The sequence below is a fragment of the Coleofasciculus sp. genome (assembly GCF_046565525.1).
GTDB lineage: Bacteria > Cyanobacteriota > Cyanobacteriia > Cyanobacteriales > Coleofasciculaceae > Coleofasciculus.
Map to the genome: position 1 here is coordinate 24,551 of NZ_JBKHUP010000072.1, position 18,133 is coordinate 42,683.

Below are 18,133 nucleotides of genomic sequence, written 5' to 3' on the forward strand. Positions count from 1 at the left end.
TCGCTTTCTCTGGTTAGTATTGTAACAATTACCTTGTGTCCAGGACATGGGAAGGGCGGGTTTAGTCGAGTTATCGGTTGTTTCCAGAACGTTATCGGTTAAACCCGCCCCTACACCTTGGATTCCTCTTGCTGTATTGGAAAGAGGATATCAGGGTTGAATTCCTATCACTAGGCAAACTTTATCAACAGTGGATTGAGGGGAATGCCAAGTTAGAAGCGATCGCCGAATTGCTTCTATTACCGTCTGATCCTTTACTGATGAGGCTTTCTCGTTAATCGTTAGCTGTTGTACAAGACGTTTGCTAATGTAGAACTCGAAGACGAGAAACCCGTTAACATTTGGGGATAACTGGATCGATTGTAGGCGTTGAGTCAAACGCGCGATCGCAGCTTGATTCAGTCCATCTGTACTAACAATTTGTAGGCGATTAGCTGTAGGCTGAGCTTCCCGATGCTCAACTTGCCAAAGCCTTGGAGCTTGCTTTGGAGCTATAGGTTGTGGTGATCCAAAGATGGAAGCTAACGAATCATCAGAACACTCATCCAGCCATCCTTCACATGACCCATCAAACTCATAGGTAGCTTCTACTTCTACATCGCCAAAAATTCCCTGATAGCTAATCCCTTCCGGCATTTCCACGGGGACTTGTACAGAGACAGAACCTTCTTTGGGATTGACGCGCACCTCATCGCTGACGGCAACAAAGGCAGTATATTGGCACAAGAGTTGATAGGTTAAGGCAGTATCGGTGACAGTCTCTACGCCAACTTTTGTCTCTCCCTTCACCATTTGATTCATCAAGTCTTTAATCCGGTTACGACCCCACAGTTGTGCAATGGCAGGATTTCCCGTATCCTCAAAGTTAAGCTCAAAACTCTGCTGGTACTGCTGTCCTCCGGCAATCGTTCCTGTTACTTCTAGCCTTCCCGGTAGAGCGTCTTTTTTGCGTCCAAATAGAACTAATGGCTGTTCAGCAAATAAATCAGGTGGAGTCGCCGGATAAATGATGGGAGGTTCACCCTCGCCTTGCCAGTACAGTTGAATATTCGTCAACACTGGGTTATTAATTTGCCCAAAGAACTGTTCAGCAACTTTATCAGTCGGCTCGTCGTAGCGGACAATCCGGGAAATTCCCCGTCCAATTTCAGCAATTCGATTCAGGAGAAAACGATTAACCGAACTTCCTGCACCAAAACTGTGCAGGCGATTCCCTAATTTTAAATGGCGTTGGATTTCTGCCAGAATTTGATTTTCGTTGCCAATATAACCGTCAGTTAACAGTACAATACTCCGCAATCGTCCCGGATCAACCTCTGGGAAGTTTAGCACCGCCTGAATCCCCCGCATCAGTTGAGTTCCGCCACTGGCGTTTAACTGATTAATATAATTCATGGCGCTGTTTCGGTTTTTTTCTGTATTCGCCAAAGGAACTGGTGAAAGTTGGCGGGTGGTATCCGAGAAATCGATAATGGTGAAGGTATCGTGGGGATTGAGTCCCTGGATAAAGCGGCGCATTAATTCTTGACATTTGTTTAAAGGTTCACCGCTTTGAGAACCTGATGTGTCAATCAAAAATACCACATCTTTGGGGACTAATTGATCGGGGTTATACTCAATCGCTGGAATCAAATAAACCGCAAAATATCCGCCGTGATTGTCGGTTTGAGATAATACTGTGGTTTGCCTGCGATCGCCTGCGACTTGATAGCGTAAAATTAGGTCTTTATTGGGAATTGTGTCTCGTTGAGATAGCGTGACTCGCATTCGCTGATCTTGGCGCTCAATTTGAATCTGATGTGAGGGTGAATGCACCTCTTTAATCTCAACCCCAGCCTCAATATCTACAGTCACATTAATATCATGTCCAGAACGAGTTCCGGGAGGTAGAATTAGCGCATTTAAGCGAGACGCATCTGGCACTAAATCGGTGTCTTTATTCAGTGTCATCGGTGCAGGTGCTGAACCCCCACCTGTGGTATTCTCATCAATCGTGGTTCCAGGAATATAACGAGGTCTTACAACCATAGGGAAGACAAACTCGTAATTTCCCCCAACAAATTTTAGGCTATCAGTGTAGCGAATTATGACATCAATTTGCTCACCGGGTTGGATGTTAGCCAGGGATTGGGTAAAAATGTTCGCCCGTTCCTGTTCTAGCAATCCGGCGGTGCGTCCTTGCTTTTTGGCTTGTTCGTAAATGGCTACCGCTTCTTGGCGTTTCTTAATGTTACCTTTAATTGTGCGATCGCCGATGCGAATCTCCATATTATCAACAGCGGCTTCATCGGGTAAGGGGAAGATGTAGGTGGCTTCTAGGGGAGTGGAAAAAGGATTCTCAAAGGTTTGTTTTACCTCCACCCGCGAGATATTTCCCGTCACCTTGGCTTGTACGTCAGTATGCTTCAGGGGAAAGACTAGGGGGTTTCCTTTTTCAGATTGAACGTATAAACCACCTAAGTTTGGTGATGGGGATGGAAGAGGTGATTTAGCCTTTTTGGTCTTATATTTCATTTTCCATTGACCTTGTTTTTTAAGCAGGTAGTATTTTGCACTAACATTGGGATCAAAAACAATCTCATCTTCATCTTCAAGATCATGGACTTGACATTTTTGTCCATTAGCCAATAGTCCATTAGCACTTTGCTTGCCTTTGGCATTACCATCGACAACTTTGTATACATAACTGCCATCATCTATAATTTGTCGAATTAATGTTGCATGGTGGCGAGACATAAACATTGAGTGGATGCGGATATCGCATTGTGGATCTCTACCTAGGGAGTAGACCCTTTGACTCAACCTTTGACTCAGTAATTGACTCAGTAGAGGTTGTGGTATCGTATCTCTACCCGATGGGGCTGATACCAAATCCGGGTTAGCCACCCCCTTTATAATCTAGTCCGCGCAGGCGGACGAAAGTTTGTGTAGCAGCGATTTCAATCGCCTCCTCTTGCTGGAGTTTAGACCAAATCCGAAACTACATATAGGGGGTGAGCAACGCTTACCTTCCCCATTTAATTTTGATTATTATTCTCATACACAGACGACCAAGAATTCAAATACATGGCTTAGTTTTCAGGGTATGTGGCGCAACGAAGGGAGGTAAGTTTAACAAAATACTTATGTCCAAGGGGATGTTGAGCGTAAGACGAAAATCATAAACTATACAAAGTTTTTACCAAGATTCAAGGGGTTTAGCTGTGCTTGGATTGTTTTTGCCCAGAAAATAGCCACCATAGAGAGTATACCTGAAAATCGCACACTCTTCTCACAATTGCCGTAACCCCTGAAAAATCGTAGCTTTTTCCCAAAAAGAGGTAAAAAACGAGCAATTATGACGTTTTGTTGAGACAAGACTCTGATTGAAAAATTTAAACCGTTCTGGGTGAAAGAATCGTTTAACTTATCAGAACTTGACAAATTGAGCCGAAATGACATCGAGTCAAGGGAAGCATAACAGTAGCGAAGCCGAAAGAAAAAGCCAAGGGGTATCTAGTGAATCGTGATTATCAAAAGAAGTGCGATCGCCCAGGGATGATCGGCTCTAATTAGTCTAAAGTCCAAATTGCCGAAACCCTTGATATCCCGTAGGGTGGGCATTGCCCACCAGCCTTAAATCAGTATCATTATGTTACTTTTAATCGTGCGATCGCCAATGCGAATCTCCATGTCATCAATGGCGACTTCCTCCGCTAAAAAATGGAGGTGGCTTCTAGAATACTCAAGCTCAACCTTATTTTTGAAGTATGTGGTACTCAACAATTTGGTAAAAATAACTGCCATCGTCTCGAACTTGCCGGATTAATGTCGCATGTCTGCGGGAAGCAAACATTGTGAAGAGGCGGATGGGTGGATTGATTGGGCATGATAGTTCTCCAGTAGGGGCTTTGGTATCGTACCCCTACCCGATGTGGCATAAGACGGATTTGTTAGAATGTAGGTTCTTCAATCCCATTTCACTCCAGAAACAAACGTATTTGAACTAGTGATTAGCGAACCTCAAGCAGAATTTTTACTGTCTCAGTGTGAGACGTGGCTCGGCACAGAATTAAATAAACTTCGAGAACGTCTTAGAGGTGAACATGAACAGACGAGATCTCACTTATGGGAACTTATCGTGCTACATGCAACAGCTTCTGCGGTTATTTCAAGGCATCATAAGCAAGACGACTCAAATTCAGAAGTTTCATCTCTAATTCAGCCTGAGGGAGAGCAAGAAGCAGTTCCTGATATTTTCTTGCAGCCTGATGACTGTGATCCTTTTTGGGTAGAAGTTGCATATATTATCCCTCGTAACCAGCAACAAGAAACTGATATAAGGCTTTTTCCTTCTTGGGTGAGAGAAGAATTATCTAAAAGAAAGGTGGCTGATTCACAACACCTAAGAATCAGACTTAAGCCAGCCGATACTAGCAAAGATGTACAAGTACCGCCAAACAATTCCTGGGGACAGTTACTTAAGACAGATAAATGGAAAACCTTTGTAGCTGAGCTGGAATCGGGTAACTTCAAGTCAACTTTATGTCTTGAAGAAACTGAAAATACAAATTTAATTGTGATAATTGAAGGGATAGAACAAGGGGGTTTTGTCTCTTCATCCTTTCCAGCGCCAAATGTACCAAAATGCCCTAAAAGCCACCCAATTTATAAAAAAATTGAGGAAAAGGCAAAGCAAGCCAGCAAGTGGGCAAAATCTGGCAAAAAGTATAAACCGCTCGTTCTTTTTTTAGGTGCTTCTGAAAAGCTACATCAAATTAATGATAGCGGTACACCTTCTTCTATTAGCCCTAAACAAGCAGTATACTCCGCTCTAGCAGATACAGAACAGTGGGATTTGACAACAACTTTGAATGCCATAGGAACAGCACCTTGGCCTGGGACAAAAGCACGGAGACAAAGAGTCAAGGGTTCCAGGTTGATTTCGGCTGTGGTAATCGTCACGATTAAAAATGAATATTCTGGCTTAAGCTATGGATGCAGAAAACGAGCCAGTCAACCTATCGTTATCAAGAACCCTCATCCTGATGTAGAGTTAACGGCACAGCAGGAACAATTTCTTAATCAAATAAATCTTAATCAGGTTGAATATGGCTCTGGTTATGAAAGCTGGGAGGCACAACAAACACAGAGAATTCCTATAGCATCACAAAGATACAAGGAATGGGAAGGTAGTTTTGTTTTTAGCCCTGGATCAGATTTTTCTTTTAACATAGAGATTCCCTGCAATCTTGTGGCTCTGTTCCTAGCAGGAGATATTACCGCTTGTGAGGTTTGGGATGATCGAAAATCAGGCAGTGATGATTATCCAACTCTCAAAAAGCGAATAGGTGATTATCTGTGCTTGGCTACAGAAGTGAACCAACAAATAACCAATGTTAACTTTGTAAAAGTAGATCCTAAATTGAGAGAGCAATCACGCATTAGGTTAGAGTTTGGTGCATTCACTGCTTCTACAGAGCCTATTAATGATTCTCCTCAAGCCTACATAGAAACTGATGCTAGCGGTGCTTTTACACTCAAGCTTCCCCAGAACCTTATAACGCGCCTGTTAGCCGGAAAAATTACGGCTGGTGAAGTGTGGAATATTGATAATAATAAACAAATTAGTGATTTATTAAAAAATGCAGTGAGTAGAGGTCAAGAGATTATAGATGCAAAGCTCGTTCAGGTTAGTTCTGACCCTGAAAGTGAACCTGCACTCAGCTTAACCTTCAGCGCTCCTACCGACACGACAATACGTGAAGACAAAAAAATAATTCGTGAAGAAAAAAAGCGAAGAAAAAATAAAATATCAGAAAACTAGACAACAATGAATAGATAAATTAAACAGGAGTAGAACGAATTAAAACAGATGAAACCACTTTAACCGCCTGAATAACCCAAAACATTGAAGCCTTGGGAGTTGAATTATCGGATTAAATCTATGTTAAAAGAACTCCGGTTCAGTGACCATGCTCTGTTCAAACTTGACTTGTTAAGTCAACGAGGAATTGTAATTCACCAGGACTTTGTTATTGACACTATCCAGTCTCCGGATAGACGAGAATTAGGAGAAGGAGAAAAAATCACAGCACAAAAAAACTTAGATGAAAACTTAGTGTTACGAGTTGTTTATCGAGAATATGAGGCATTCATTTTAGTGATTACATTGTATCCAGGTAGGAGGAGCCGTTATGAAAAAAATTAGATACAGCAAAGATGTAGATGCACTTTTGATTGAGCTTTCAGAGGATGCGATCGCCTATGCAGAAGATGAAGGACGGATAATCCTTCACTACTCACTTAATGACCAGCTCGTGCTGATTGAGATTTTAGATTTCAAGCAGTCTATGTCTGAAGAGATGATTGCTGAACTTGTTTCAACATCTTGATTTTTATCAATTGCGATCGCAGCAAGGGTTAAAGAGCTACATATAATAGGGCACGATAGTATCGTGCCCCTACGAATGGTGCTTTAGATGCCAAGCCAGCGTAACTGTTGGACTTATTATTTCTTCCCTACCACTGCTATTATGGCATCGACGCTCTAGAGTCCCCTAGCTAAACTAGAATGAGTTGAGAATTGTATACAACAGAGCAATATGGATACGCCTCTTTTGGATAAGCTTATTGAACAACTAAAAATTATGCCTCAAGACTTGCAGTGGCGAGTGCTTGAATTTGCCCACGCTTTAGCTAGTTCAACAATTCAAGGTGTATCCGGGCGAGAATTACTACATTTCGCAGGTTCAATCCCACCCGATGATGTTAAGTTAATGCGCCAAGCAATAGAACAGGACTGTGAACAAGTTTATCTCAATGAGTGGTAGATAGTTATTAGACAATAGGGGGATATAAAACACCAGTAAACCTGCATTTTTACCGAATTAACCCATAACTAAAGTCCATAATTAATAGACAGTATAGGGATTTTAGTCCATTTTAATGGACTTGAGCTTTTAGCCAAGAACTTGAGTTCTTGGCAGATACTATCCTGACCGATCATGCTAATATGAATAACTCGCTCTGTGCATCCACAGAAGGATTAACTATTGTAGACCGAGCAAGGCAACGTCGCGGCTGGACGAAAACTAGCACCGCTTGTTGGTGGGAGGATGCACATACCTCCAGAGCGACTCTACGCCGCTTTTGGCGCGGGGAACGAATTCAACAGGATGCCTTTATTGCTATCTGTCAAGCTGTGGGTATCAGCGATTGGCAGGCGATCGCACAACTTCCCGAAAGCCTAAACCCTAATGTACCCGCACTTAAATCTCCCCTGATTGATTGGGATGAAGCGCCGGATCTGGATAATTTCTATGGACGAACTCAACCGTTAAATCAGTTAGAGGAGTGGATTACTACAGACAATTGTAAACTCGTGGCAATCGTTGGCATGGGTGGGATTGGCAAAACAGCCCTCACAGTTGCTCTATGCGATCGCGTCCAGTCTGACTTTGATTGTCTCTTATGGCGATCGCTAACTTACCAACCCTCCCTGCTAACGCTACTCGACAGTATCCTGAATACGTTGGAACCAACCGTTATTCAAGATATTCACTCAGGAATAAGGCAACTCAGACATCATTTACAACAGCGTCGCTGTCTACTGGTACTTGATGGACTCGATTCGGTTGTGTACAAGAAAGACGATATTGAGGAATACAGTAAATTGTTGCAATCCTTGAGCCTCAACCGCCATCAGAGTTGTATTCTAGTTACCAGTCGCGAACAACTACCTGGATTTGACGCGATCGCAGCTAACTCTAAATGGGTTCGCTGTTTAACCTTGCAAGGCTTAGAACAAGCTGATGCAATGGCATTACTGCAAGCCGGAGGATTCACCAGCAAAGAACCCGGACTATCGGCTCTGTGGCAACTGTACCGGGGTAATCCATTGGCATTGAAAACCATAATACCGCTGATTCAGTCGATTTTTGCCGGGAATGTAAACGCATTTCGCCGTCAGAATACTATCGTTGTAGGCGATCGCCTGGAAGCGTTGCTTAACCAGCAATTTGACAGGTTGTCTGAATCTGAGCTATCAATTGCCTACTGGTTAGCCATTTGGCAGGAACCAATCTCATTATGCCGATTGCAAAGCCATTTGCTCTATGCTTCTGATCTGAGTGCCGTTTTAACTGGAATTGCAGCTTTAGAGACGCGATCGCTCCTAGAAAAACGATTCAGCGCTGATGAACCCTCGTTTACTCTGCAACCCATGATGAATTCCCAAAGCGGATTGAGTATTACTCCCTCTGTGTCCTCTGTGTCCTCTGTGCCTCTGTGGTATATAAAAAGTATTCTTCCGCAAGAAAGTAAGCGGTACATGAAGAGACATCAAAAGACTTGACGCTCTACGTTTGCGTGGCTAAAATTCATCATCCGACTCAAAGCGGTGAGGTTAATCAAAGGTTAAATGCAAATGGGGCAACTAGACAATCAACCGGACAACGCGGAGAATCGAGAACAACAAGCCGCCGCCGATCTCTTGCAATCCATGACGGAGAGTATTGAAGGCATAGAGACATTGCGTCACAGTCTCATGACTCAGTTTACTCAGGAGATTGAGCGGCTACAACAAGAAAAAGCCCAGTTGACCGAGGAGATTAAAACGCTGCACGATCAACGACAGCAGCACTTGACTCAACAGCCAGAACTGGAGTCTGAGATTGCCCAAGCTTTAGCCAATCAACTGCAAGACTTACTCAGTCAGCGACTCAAACAACTCGCCCAGTCTTCAGAAACACTCTCCCTGGATCAGACGGTGGGAAATCATCAGCAAACCATCCAGGAAGTAGTCGCCTCCTTAGATAACACCCTGAGAATCACGTTTAGAACACTACAACAGGATCTCAATAGCTATCAAAGCTCAATTTCCCAACAGTTGAGCCAGATGTATAGTCTACAGGAACAAGGGTCGGTGATTCTAGAGACGCTGGTGAATCGACTCAAAGCTGAAATGCCTCCCCTATCCTCTACCCCTGAACCCCGTGCTCAAATCCCTCCCGCCGCCCCTAATCATCTAACGTTACCACCGCCTGATCAGGATGGATCTTCTCTTCCCTCTCATCAAGGTGAAATCGTCACGTCTGCGTCTCAATCACCTTTACCCGCTGTTGGGCCTACCCAGCTTCAAAGACGCCCGCAAAAACAATCCATGGGGAAACGGCTGGTTGGGTTAGTGCTGGTGTTGTTATCCTTGCTAGCTTTAGCATTTGAAAACGTTTTTGTCAATATTATTTTTAATGCCACAGCGATCACGGGATTCCCAGTAGGGGCTTGGTTACCAAGCCCCTACGGCGGTTTTTGGCTGCCGACCCTAGGGAATGCCTTACTGGTACTATGGTCACGCATGTTGGTGGTTGTACCGATGGCGGCAATTTTGAGTCGGGGGTTTTATCCGGGGGTGTGGCGAGATATTCAGCAGGTTGTGCGATCGCGCAATTGGGGTTTATTCGGTACTCTCGTATGTAGTGGGTTTTCGGTATTCTTATCCAAAGTATTGCTGTATTGGGCATTAGGAATCATTGCGCCCGGTGTTGCCGTGATTATTTTCTTTATCTATCCCATCGTGCTGTTACTACTGAGCGATCGCTTCAATCGATGGAGTCATTTCATTCCCTTCGCTATGGTGATTGCTGGGTTTGTGCTGACGACTTTACCCAGTGGTAGCGGGGAACTGTCACCATTTGGTGTTACCCTGGCATCAGGATCAGCGATCGCCTTTGCACTGCATTTGATGTTTATGCAAAACCTGGCAAAACAGCTTCATCCGATGCCAATTCTGTTGCTGAACTTAGCCATCGTCCTGATATTTTCCGCCTTGGGTGTAATGATATCCTTCCCAGCATCGTGGGGTTTGGTCTATGCGCCGAGTTTGGGGTCAAATCTAATGATTAGTGGTTTGGTTTTAGGCGGTGTTACTCTGATTAGTTATGTCTTCAACACCATGGGAATGAAGAGAGTTGGTGCAGCTAGTGCTTCGGTTTTGGGGGCTACCTTACCTGTGTTAACGGCATTGTTAGCTTGGATTCTGATTCAGAGTCCATTAACGGTTTCTCAAATTGTGGGTATGGTGCTGGTAACGATAGGAGTGGCAGCTTTAAGCATTTTAACCATTGTGCGGTAAGCGAAGCTATCCCGTAGGGAATCGCGCCATCCCAGAAGCAGGGAAACAATCTAATGTACCAGACGTGCCATGGCACGTCTGGGAGTAACGTTTGAATTTTGACCTCCATTTGAGCTCAGGATGCTGTGACAACGCGATCACGTCCTCCGGCGATCGCCAGATTTAGGGCTATCTGAGCCGCTTGCAGAACTTCCTTCGCCGTTTTACCATGTTCAGCAAAACTGGCTACCCCTACAGAAATTGTCACAGAACCCAAGGATTGACCCCGATATTCTAAACTGAGTTGCTGAATTCTCTGTCGCATTTGTTCGGCGCGTCGTTGGGTGACGGCTAACGCAGCTTCTGGCAATAATAGGAGAAATTGTTGACCGCCGTAACGACAGGCAATATCAGATGTCCGAATTTGGCTGGGCAATAAAAAACCAATCTCGCGTAACAGAAAATCAGCCATGGCTTGCCCAAATCTGTCATTTAACTGTTCCATCCCATCAATTTCCAATAAAATCACCCCGATAGGCTGGGGTTTACGTTGAGACTTGCGGATCTCTCGTTCCAAGCATTCTTCTAGATACCGTCGGTTATAAAGCTTCGTCAGCGGATCTCGAAACGTCTGGGTTTGCAGAGTTTCTCGGAGTTTTAAGTTGGCTAATGCCAAGCCAATATGCTTCGCCACTTTCTCCGCTAATTGTCGAGTTTGGGCAATTCGCCCCCGTTGGAGTGAACTGACGGACAGCAAACCCACCGCTTCTCCATGGGTAATCATGGGAACACAAAAGGTTTCCACGGCGGGAGAATTAGCGCGAATATGCTGGCAGTTTAAGCAATAATGAGTATCATCGACCAAATGAGCCTGTCCGCGTCGTAATGCTAGGCATTCGTGGGGCGAAAAGACTGAATCGCTCGTCAAGGGGATAGAACCCCAAGTCGCGATCGCCTCCAGTAAGTTTTTTGATGAGTTCATCACAAAAATCGCCCCAATCTCATGGGGAAAAAGTTGTCGAACTAAGGGTTCAATGGTTTTACATGCCTCTTCCACCGAATAACTTGATTGAAGTAAATCAATCAATTGTTCTAGTACAGGGGTATTTAATTGGCTTTGCATGCTTACGTGCGGTTTTAAACGGTGAGATGTCGTGATGCCCCTGATATCGGTTCTTCTATACTGGCATGACTGGTCTGTTGAAGCCACTCATCCGGTACGTTAGCTGGTTTAGCGTAGGGTTGACTACACAGGTAAGCTTGCCTTTCCCTGAAATCCGTTGTGGCGGCTGAAGCCCTGGATCATTGATAAAAGTCAATCGATTAAAAATTTAACGGGAATCAGCATGAGAACAAATACCACAACTCGACGCTGAAGCTTGTCAAGTTTTTTCAGTTGCTCAAGGGCAGGCATAAAAAGCATTGCCTGTAGTCAACTAAATTGAAAACCCCTGTAAACTGATCGGTTGATTACGAATTACGAATTCTGAGGAAAGATAGCCGCTTCCAGACTGACAAGAGCATCTTCCAGGTTGTCATTGACAATTTGCAGATCAAATTCATCCGCCGCCTCGATTTCAGCCTTGGCTCGTTCTAGGCGTCGCGCGATCGCATCCTCGCTATCCTGACCCCGCCGACGAATGCGCTGTTCGAGTTCTGCCACATTGGGGGGCACAATAAAAATACGTAAGGCGGTGGGAAAGGTTTGTTGAATTTGCCTTGCTCCCTCTAGTTCAATTTCTAAGAGAACAGACTCACCCCGTTGAATATGCTGTTCCACGGGTTTGCGGGGTGTACCATAATAATTTCCCGCATATTCTGCCCATTCTAATAACTCATTGGCGGTTACCATCTCCTGAAACCTATCCCGACTGACAAAATAATAATGCTGTCCCTGCACTTCGCTGGGACGCGGTGAACGGGTGGTGGTGGAAATCGATAGATACAGTTGCGGGTGTCGCTTTAAAAGTAAACGGACTAGAGTTCCTTTCCCCACGCCAGAAGGACCCGTTATTACAATAAGTCTGCCTGGTTTGCTCATCGGTTCCTTGTCGAATTAATTATGGTTAGTTGCTCCATCTTTGCCAATGACAAAGCGATGAGCAACCGTTTCGGGTTGAATCGCTGATAAAATAACATGACTAGAATCGGTAACGATGACGGCTCGAGTGCGCCGCCCATAGGTCGCATCAATCAGTTGCCCGCGATCACGGGCATCTGTAATGATACGCTTAATAGGGGCAGACTCTGGAGAAACGATTGCCACGACACGATTTGCCGAAACAATGTTACCAAAACCGATATTGATCAGTTGAATGTCCATGAAAAATTAACGGCAAAAGCCGCCTGAGGAGCGATTACGAGGGATTTGATTACAATGTTATCTACAAAAATTTAGGCTTACAAGGTTAAATCGCACAGAAAACCCTGATTTTCGGGTTTACCCGAAAAAAAGATTAGATTTGCTTGACATAAATTCGGCTTACTTGTCATCTGCTATTAAGTAGATACTCAGACGACAACGGACGCTTTCTTTGCACCAAACACCGTTACCAAGACAGAATCGGCATGCAACAGGTTGACTTTACGACCTTAACAGCCGCTTGTACACAGTTACAAGCTGGTTGGATACCAGGACGACTTGAACAAGTTTATCAGCGCGATCGCTATACCATTGCTCTATGCTTGCGAACGCTTCAAGGTAGAGGATGGCTGACAGTGGCTTGGCATCCCCAAGCCGCCCGAATTTGCTTGAGTGATCCGCCGCCTCGAATACCCGATACATTTACGTTTAGTGACCAACTGCGACATCAGTTAAATGGGTTGGCGCTGGTAGGGATTCAGTTCATTGCCCCTTGGGAGAGGGTGTTAGATTTGCAATTTGCCCGACGTCCCGGAGATCCGATTCTCTGGCATCTGTATGTGGAAATTATGGGTAAATATAGTAACGTTATTCTTACAGACGCTAAAAATATCATCGTCACAGCCGCCCATCAAGTTGGTCCCCAGCAATCCAGCGTCCGTCCCATTCAAACCGGTCAGCCTTACGAACATCCGCCGGCTTTGTTGGGTAATCTGCCCAGTTTGAGTGAGTCTCAAGAGCGTTGGCAGGAACGAGTTAGCTTAGTTCCAGGAGCGTTAAAACGGCAATTACTCAAGAGTTATCGGGGATTAAGTCCAGCACTGGTGCGTTCCATGATCCAAGCTGCCGATTTAGATCCCGAAGGGTCAACTGAAAGTTTAGGAACACAGCATTGGCAACGGCTGTTTCAGCGCTGGCAAGAATGGCTATGGGCGCTGGAGGATTGGGGAGCCGAGGTGCAGGGAACCAGAGTTGTAGGGGCGGGTTTTACAGATAACGTTTTGGAGAAAACTGATAACTTAACTAAACCCGCCCTTGTTGGGGAAGATGGGGTTGTAGGGGCGGGTTTTACGGATAACGTTTTGGAGAGAACTGATAACTTAACTAAACCCGCCCTTGTTGGGGAAGATGGGGGCGGGTTTAGTAACATTAGAGTGACAACAAATGATAATAGTGAAAAGAGCCCCTACAAACTCAAACCGGGTTGGACAGACGATGGATACAATGTTTTAGGTTGGGGTGTGGTTAAATCGGCTCCAACTGTCCAGGTTTTACTGCATCGTTACTATACTGACCAACTCAATCGACAAGAGTTTAGCCGACTGCATAACCAATTGCTCCAGAAGGTCAACAGTTTTTTAGTGCGATCGCGCTCCAAGGCGTTAGGCTTTGAACAACGGTTACAGCAATCGGAACAAGCGGATGAGTATCGTCAACAAGCTGACTTATTGATGGCGCATCTGCAAGATTGGCAACCGGGAATGAACCAGATGACGGTTCTGGACTTTGAAACCAATCAGCCATTGACGATTTCCTTAGATCCTGAAAAAAATGCGGTGCAAAATGCTCAAGCCCTCTATAAACGTCATCAAAAGCTGAAACGGGCGCGTCTGGCGGTTGTGCCTTTACTACAAGAGGTGCAAGCGGAAGTTGAGTATTTGGAACAGGTTGAGGCGTCTTTAGTTCAGATTGATCGCTACACCACGCCGGAAGATTTGCAGGCGTTACAGGAAATCCGCGAGGAGTTGATTGGACAAGGCTATTTGGATGTTCGGGATCAGCGTAGTCGTGATGTGACTGAAGCCTCGGAACCGTACCGATATCGCACACCGAGTGGGTTTGAATTGTTAATTGGTCGTAACAATCGCCAAAATGATCAGCTCACGTTTCGCAAGGCTGGGGATTATGACTTGTGGTTTCATACCCAAGAGATTGCTGGGAGTCATGTTTTATTACGGTTAGATCCGGGGGCTGTGGCAGATGAGGCGGATCTCCAGTTTGCCGCTGACTTAGCTGCCCATTATAGTCGAGGTCGTCAGAGTGATGTGGTTCCCGTGGTGTATACTGAGCCGAAGCATGTCTATAAGCCGAAGGGTGCTAAACCGGGGATGGCGATTTACAAGCGAGAACGGATATTGTGGGGGCGTCCTCAACAAGCTGAACACTATCGGACGGCAGATATTTCTGGATAAAAATGTAAAGTTTGATAAAAAACGTATTCTCTGTTACGATAAAAACATGAAGAAATCTTAAGCTGCACGCTTGGGAACGGGCAGCATATTTCCTCCCAGAACGACAACGAAACTAGTAGCACAAAAAAGACCATCTGTCAAGTTGATGGTCTTTTTCAGTTTTCATTGGTCATTCGTCCTTCGTCAACCTTTAACGATAGTGCCATTTGATCAAGACATACCGTAGGGTGGGCAATGCCCACCAGCCTTAATTCAGCGCCATTCTACTTACGGTAATGAGAGTGCCATTTGATAAAGGTTGCGTCGCGGCAGATTGGTGAGGTGAGATAATTGACGGGCGGCTTGCGATCGCGAAAGTCCTTGGTTGATGAGTTGGCTGAGTTCCGCTTTCAGGGCGGCTTCCGAGAGGACGGGGGATTCAGGGGGTGCGCCAGCGAGGATGAGGGTAAATTCGCCTTTGGGTTCGTGGTCGGTGTAGTATGCGATCGCGTCTTCAATTGTGCCTCGCCAGAACTGTTCATGTAATTTGGTTAATTCCCGTGCTAGGACGATTTGACGGGAAGGACTAAAGATGTTGGCGAAATCTTCCAGGGTTTGCTGGAGGCGGTAGGGTGATTCGTAAAAAATTAAGGTTCTCGATTCAGCCGCTAACACCTCCAACCGTTGTTGGCGTTCTTGACCACTGGCGGGTAAAAAACCTTCAAACACAAATCGGTCTGTGGGGAGTCCAGAGGCGCTGAGGGCGGTAATTCCCGCCGTAGCACCAGGGATGGGGATCACCGGGATTCCAGCTTCTATTGCCCCCTGGACGAGTTCATAACCGGGGTCAGATATACTGGGCATTCCCGCATCCGTAACCAGGGCGATAGTTTTTCCTGTGGTTAACTGATTCAGCAATTCAGGTAGACGCTGCTGGCGATTGTGCTGGTGGTAACTGATTTGGTTCGTTTTAATTTGAAAATGCTGCAACAGTTTTCCCGTATGACGGGTATCTTCGGCGGCGATAGTATCGACCGTTTGTAAGATGCGTACTGCCCGAAAGGTCATATCTTCTAGGTTGCCAATTGGCGTCCCGACAACATACAGTGTCCCCATTGGTCTAATTTCATACCTGCTAACTATGTTACTCTAGCTTTTTTTTGGGCTAGAATCGACAAAGACATTTTGAGTCGAAGTTACCAGAGGTGGGTAATCATGGCTCCGATATACTGGCGAAGTATTTCATGGAGTAGCGTAGCGGCGGTTTTGGTTCTAGGGAAAGATTAGACAGACGGCTAATTTATTTTTTCAGAACCTTATTTGGAGATTATGGTAAATTCAGTCAAACCAATCCAAAAAATTCTTTTTGGCAGTCCCGGTACGGGTAAAAGTTATCAGGTGCGCGAGATTGCCAAGCATCAACTAGGTATAGAATTTGATGAAGATACCAAAATTCTAAAGAATACGGTTAAAACGGTATTTCATCCTGAATATACTTATTCTGATTTTATGGGCAAGCTATTGCCGTACACGTATGGTAATTCGGTAGTTTACAAGTATTACCCCGGACATTTCCTACAGGCATTGGGTAAAGCATATCGAGGTTTAATTGAAAATCCCGAAGAAGAATATCTATTAGTAATTGATGAATTGAATCGAGGAAATGCTGCTGCTATTTTTGGATCAATATTTCAGTTATTAGATAGAGAAGATGATGGCTGGTCAACTTACGAAGTGGATATATCTGAGTTGGAACTGGTGGGTTTGTTTAATGCCATGGACTATAAAGCTAATATTACAGTTGATCGAGAGATACAGGTAGAAGGTACAATATTAGAAAAATTTTTTCGTTATGAATTAGAAAATAAATTAGGCAGCAATTCTGAGGATAGGGATAAAGTAAGAATGAGAATGTTGGAAAACTTAAAAGCTTATAAAATTAGCCTTCCTCCTAATTTATCCATTCTTGCTACCATCAATACCTCTGATGAGTCCATTTACTATCTAGACAGTGCTTTTAAGAGACGTTGGGATTGGAAGTATGTGGATGCTCCTAGTCAGGCTGACATAAGAAGTGAAGACGTAAGAAGTAAAAAGGTACCAGAGATAATATCACAAGCCATTTTGGAACTAGATAAGGGTGAGCATCTAGAGTGGTATCGATGTATTGTAGGCATCAATGAGTTTATCAAATCCCATCATCAAAGTATTACAAGAATAGAAGATAAACAAATTGGCTGGTGGTTTATCAAGCCTCATGATGGAAAAATTTCGCTGGATCAAGTAAAAGATAAAGTCATGTTCTATTTGTGGGATAGTGCATTTGCCAGAGACAAAAGACCTTTAGTAGAACTTTTCACAAAATTATTGAATGATATAAACTTAACTACTTATGCCGATTTCGTGAGGCATGCAGAAGAGTTTATAAAAAATATGCATGAGAGGGGATCTGCTTTAGAGTAGAAAGATGAGTTAGACGATATTCCAATTTCTTGAATAATGATAGATTTTAAAGAACTGCAATTAGAGGTTAATGAAACCTATTCGTTTGTAGGTATAAAAAGGCGAGAGTCCCAGATAATTTTCTGTTTGCCTAAAGGATTTGATCCAAGCTTGTTTACTACTTACGACAGCAAGCGAGACTTGTTTTTTCAGTTTTATAAGGTATTGAATCATTTTAAAGATATTTGCCTCCAGAAAGATGCTGATATCAAAACTCAGGATAGGGATGGTGTAATCAGAAATCAGGGAAGTATTCAGCGAATCAGTTTACCTGATGTTGAGATAGAAAAGAATATTTTTTACTCGAAGTTAGATCTGATTGATTCTATTCTCAACGCTTATGATGAGCTTAAAATATTGTCTTTGGCTGATAGGTTGGGAAAATCGGAGAAAATAGACTACAGCAAACTGCATTTATTTCTACACCATGCGGTGTATCTGGATAACGGCGCAGCACATATTGATGCTATGGCATTACCCCGGCAGATGGTGCATTACCAGCCCACTGATATCGTTGGTATGTACTGCTATATCCTGGTAGAGGTTAAGCAGCAGTTGCATGAAGAAGTTAGCGGTGAAGTTACTGCTTTAGCCGAACGGTTTAAGCACAAGTATATTAATGCCGAGTCTGGCTTATTTCATGATGAGTATAGCAGTCAAACTGTTGATAGTCTTAAAGATGCACTGGAATTAATTGATAGAAACACTGCCCTTAAAGATACAGATTACTGGTATTTTTATGATGCAATTGAGTTATTTTTGCATGGGGAGCTATCCCAACCTGATAAAGGAGAAATTTGGGGAATAGAGAACTTTTATAGCGTTTGGGAGTCGATGTGCCTGACGTACTTAGCAAAGACAGTATCACCCGAATATATTTTGCACTTAGATACCAGATTTCTCTCTAATGATGTAGCGTCATTAGCTACTAGTGGTCTGTCAAGCCAATTTTGACGGATAATAGAATTGTATATCTACCAATCCAGTTGACAAATGTGATATTAG

The 18,133-nt window shown here is 44.1% G+C and carries 15 protein-coding genes; 9 read left to right on the forward strand and 6 right to left on the reverse strand.

Annotation, left to right across the window (positions count from 1 at the left end; translation table 11 throughout):
* Positions 1 to 150: 150 nt before the first annotated feature.
* Together ACLGGO_RS23580 and ACLGGO_RS23585 are read right to left on the reverse strand one after the other, a co-directional pair.
* Positions 151 to 2,886, reverse strand: a complete 2,736-nt coding sequence (locus tag ACLGGO_RS23580; RefSeq protein ID WP_446421126.1) for a VIT domain-containing protein — start codon at positions 2,884 to 2,886, stop codon at positions 151 to 153.
* 729 nt (positions 2,887 to 3,615) lie between these two features.
* Positions 3,616 to 3,786 carry a hypothetical protein gene (locus tag ACLGGO_RS23585; protein ID WP_446421127.1) on the reverse strand — a complete coding sequence of 57 codons (171 nt, stop codon included), beginning with the start codon at positions 3,784 to 3,786 and terminating at the stop codon, positions 3,616 to 3,618.
* A 334-nt stretch (positions 3,787 to 4,120) separates the two neighbouring features.
* Between ACLGGO_RS23585 and ACLGGO_RS23590 the strand changes: the two genes are divergently transcribed.
* From ACLGGO_RS23590 to ACLGGO_RS23615, 6 genes are all read left to right on the forward strand, one after another.
* Positions 4,121 to 5,806 carry a hypothetical protein gene (locus tag ACLGGO_RS23590; protein ID WP_446421128.1) on the forward strand — a complete coding sequence of 562 codons (1,686 nt, stop codon included), beginning with the start codon at positions 4,121 to 4,123 and terminating at the stop codon, positions 5,804 to 5,806.
* Positions 5,807 to 5,926: 120 nt separating this feature from the next.
* Positions 5,927 to 6,190, forward strand: coding sequence for a DUF4258 domain-containing protein (locus ACLGGO_RS23595; RefSeq protein WP_446421129.1), 264 nt, complete (start codon positions 5,927 to 5,929; stop codon positions 6,188 to 6,190).
* A complete protein-coding gene (locus tag ACLGGO_RS23600; RefSeq protein ID WP_446354236.1) occupies positions 6,177 to 6,374 on the forward strand; it encodes a DUF2283 domain-containing protein in 198 nt (65 codons plus the stop codon). Before ACLGGO_RS23595 ends, ACLGGO_RS23600 begins: the two co-directional genes overlap by 14 nt.
* A 210-nt stretch (positions 6,375 to 6,584) precedes the next feature.
* Positions 6,585 to 6,812: a hypothetical protein gene (locus ACLGGO_RS23605; RefSeq protein ID WP_446421130.1), complete on the forward strand. Its 228-nt coding sequence runs from the start codon at positions 6,585 to 6,587 to the stop codon at positions 6,810 to 6,812.
* A gap of 149 nt (positions 6,813 to 6,961) precedes the next feature.
* Entirely contained in the window at positions 6,962 to 8,335 is a 1,374-nt protein-coding gene (locus ACLGGO_RS23610; protein WP_446421131.1) for an NB-ARC domain-containing protein, read from the forward strand.
* Between the two features lie 72 nt (positions 8,336 to 8,407).
* Entirely contained in the window at positions 8,408 to 10,114 is a 1,707-nt protein-coding gene (locus ACLGGO_RS23615) for an EamA family transporter (RefSeq protein ID WP_446421132.1), read from the forward strand.
* A gap of 115 nt (positions 10,115 to 10,229) precedes the next feature.
* On the opposite strand, the gene ACLGGO_RS23620 is transcribed toward ACLGGO_RS23615, so the two are convergent.
* The 3 genes from ACLGGO_RS23620 to remA all read right to left on the reverse strand — a co-directional run bounded on the left by ACLGGO_RS23620 (position 10,230) and on the right by remA (position 12,416).
* Positions 10,230 to 11,216, reverse strand: coding sequence for a GGDEF domain-containing protein (locus tag ACLGGO_RS23620; protein ID WP_446421133.1), 987 nt, complete (start codon positions 11,214 to 11,216; stop codon positions 10,230 to 10,232).
* Positions 11,217 to 11,570: 354 nt separating this feature from the next.
* Positions 11,571 to 12,134 carry a guanylate kinase gene (gene gmk, locus ACLGGO_RS23625; protein ID WP_446339301.1) on the reverse strand — a complete coding sequence of 188 codons (564 nt, stop codon included), beginning with the start codon at positions 12,132 to 12,134 and terminating at the stop codon, positions 11,571 to 11,573.
* Between the two features lie 15 nt (positions 12,135 to 12,149).
* A complete protein-coding gene (gene remA / locus ACLGGO_RS23630) occupies positions 12,150 to 12,416 on the reverse strand; it encodes an extracellular matrix/biofilm regulator RemA (protein ID WP_446339300.1) in 267 nt (88 codons plus the stop codon).
* A 245-nt stretch (positions 12,417 to 12,661) separates the two neighbouring features.
* Between remA and ACLGGO_RS23635 the strand changes: the two genes are divergently transcribed.
* Positions 12,662 to 14,647 (forward strand): Rqc2 family fibronectin-binding protein, encoded by a 1,986-nt coding sequence (locus ACLGGO_RS23635; RefSeq protein WP_446339299.1) that lies wholly within the window; start codon positions 12,662 to 12,664, stop codon positions 14,645 to 14,647.
* A gap of 267 nt (positions 14,648 to 14,914) precedes the next feature.
* Here the strand turns inward: ACLGGO_RS23635 and rsmI are convergent, their stop codons facing one another.
* Entirely contained in the window at positions 14,915 to 15,742 is an 828-nt protein-coding gene (gene rsmI / locus ACLGGO_RS23640; RefSeq protein ID WP_446421134.1) for a 16S rRNA (cytidine(1402)-2'-O)-methyltransferase, read from the reverse strand.
* A gap of 213 nt (positions 15,743 to 15,955) precedes the next feature.
* Between rsmI and ACLGGO_RS23645 the strand changes: the two genes are divergently transcribed.
* Both ACLGGO_RS23645 and ACLGGO_RS23650 read left to right on the forward strand, forming a co-directional pair.
* Positions 15,956 to 17,089: an AAA family ATPase gene (locus tag ACLGGO_RS23645; protein WP_446421135.1), complete on the forward strand. Its 1,134-nt coding sequence runs from the start codon at positions 15,956 to 15,958 to the stop codon at positions 17,087 to 17,089.
* A gap of 36 nt (positions 17,090 to 17,125) precedes the next feature.
* On the forward strand, positions 17,126 to 18,082 hold the full coding sequence (locus tag ACLGGO_RS23650; protein WP_446421136.1) for a hypothetical protein: 957 nt from the start codon (positions 17,126 to 17,128) through the stop codon (positions 18,080 to 18,082).
* Positions 18,083 to 18,133 lie beyond the last annotated feature (51 nt).

Excerpts from the sequence above, each read along its gene's own strand:
- ACLGGO_RS23650 (WP_446421136.1), top strand. The coding sequence starts at position 17,126 with ATGATAGATTTTAAAGAACTGCAATTAGAGGTTAATGAAACCTATTCG.
- ACLGGO_RS23600 (WP_446354236.1), top strand. The coding sequence starts at position 6,177 with ATGAAAAAAATTAGATACAGCAAAGATGTAGATGCACTTTTGATTGAG.
- ACLGGO_RS23595 (WP_446421129.1), top strand. The coding sequence starts at position 5,927 with ATGTTAAAAGAACTCCGGTTCAGTGACCATGCTCTGTTCAAACTTGAC.
- gmk (WP_446339301.1), bottom strand. The coding sequence starts at position 12,134 with ATGAGCAAACCAGGCAGACTTATTGTAATAACGGGTCCTTCTGGCGTG.
- ACLGGO_RS23615 (WP_446421132.1), top strand. The coding sequence starts at position 8,408 with ATGGGGCAACTAGACAATCAACCGGACAACGCGGAGAATCGAGAACAA.
- ACLGGO_RS23605 (WP_446421130.1), top strand. The coding sequence starts at position 6,585 with ATGGATACGCCTCTTTTGGATAAGCTTATTGAACAACTAAAAATTATG.
- rsmI (WP_446421134.1), bottom strand. The coding sequence starts at position 15,742 with ATGGGGACACTGTATGTTGTCGGGACGCCAATTGGCAACCTAGAAGAT.
- ACLGGO_RS23635 (WP_446339299.1), top strand. The coding sequence starts at position 12,662 with ATGCAACAGGTTGACTTTACGACCTTAACAGCCGCTTGTACACAGTTA.
- ACLGGO_RS23620 (WP_446421133.1), bottom strand. The coding sequence starts at position 11,216 with ATGCAAAGCCAATTAAATACCCCTGTACTAGAACAATTGATTGATTTA.
- ACLGGO_RS23585 (WP_446421127.1), bottom strand. The coding sequence starts at position 3,786 with ATGGCAGTTATTTTTACCAAATTGTTGAGTACCACATACTTCAAAAAT.
- remA (WP_446339300.1), bottom strand. The coding sequence starts at position 12,416 with ATGGACATTCAACTGATCAATATCGGTTTTGGTAACATTGTTTCGGCA.
- ACLGGO_RS23645 (WP_446421135.1), top strand. The coding sequence starts at position 15,956 with ATGGTAAATTCAGTCAAACCAATCCAAAAAATTCTTTTTGGCAGTCCC.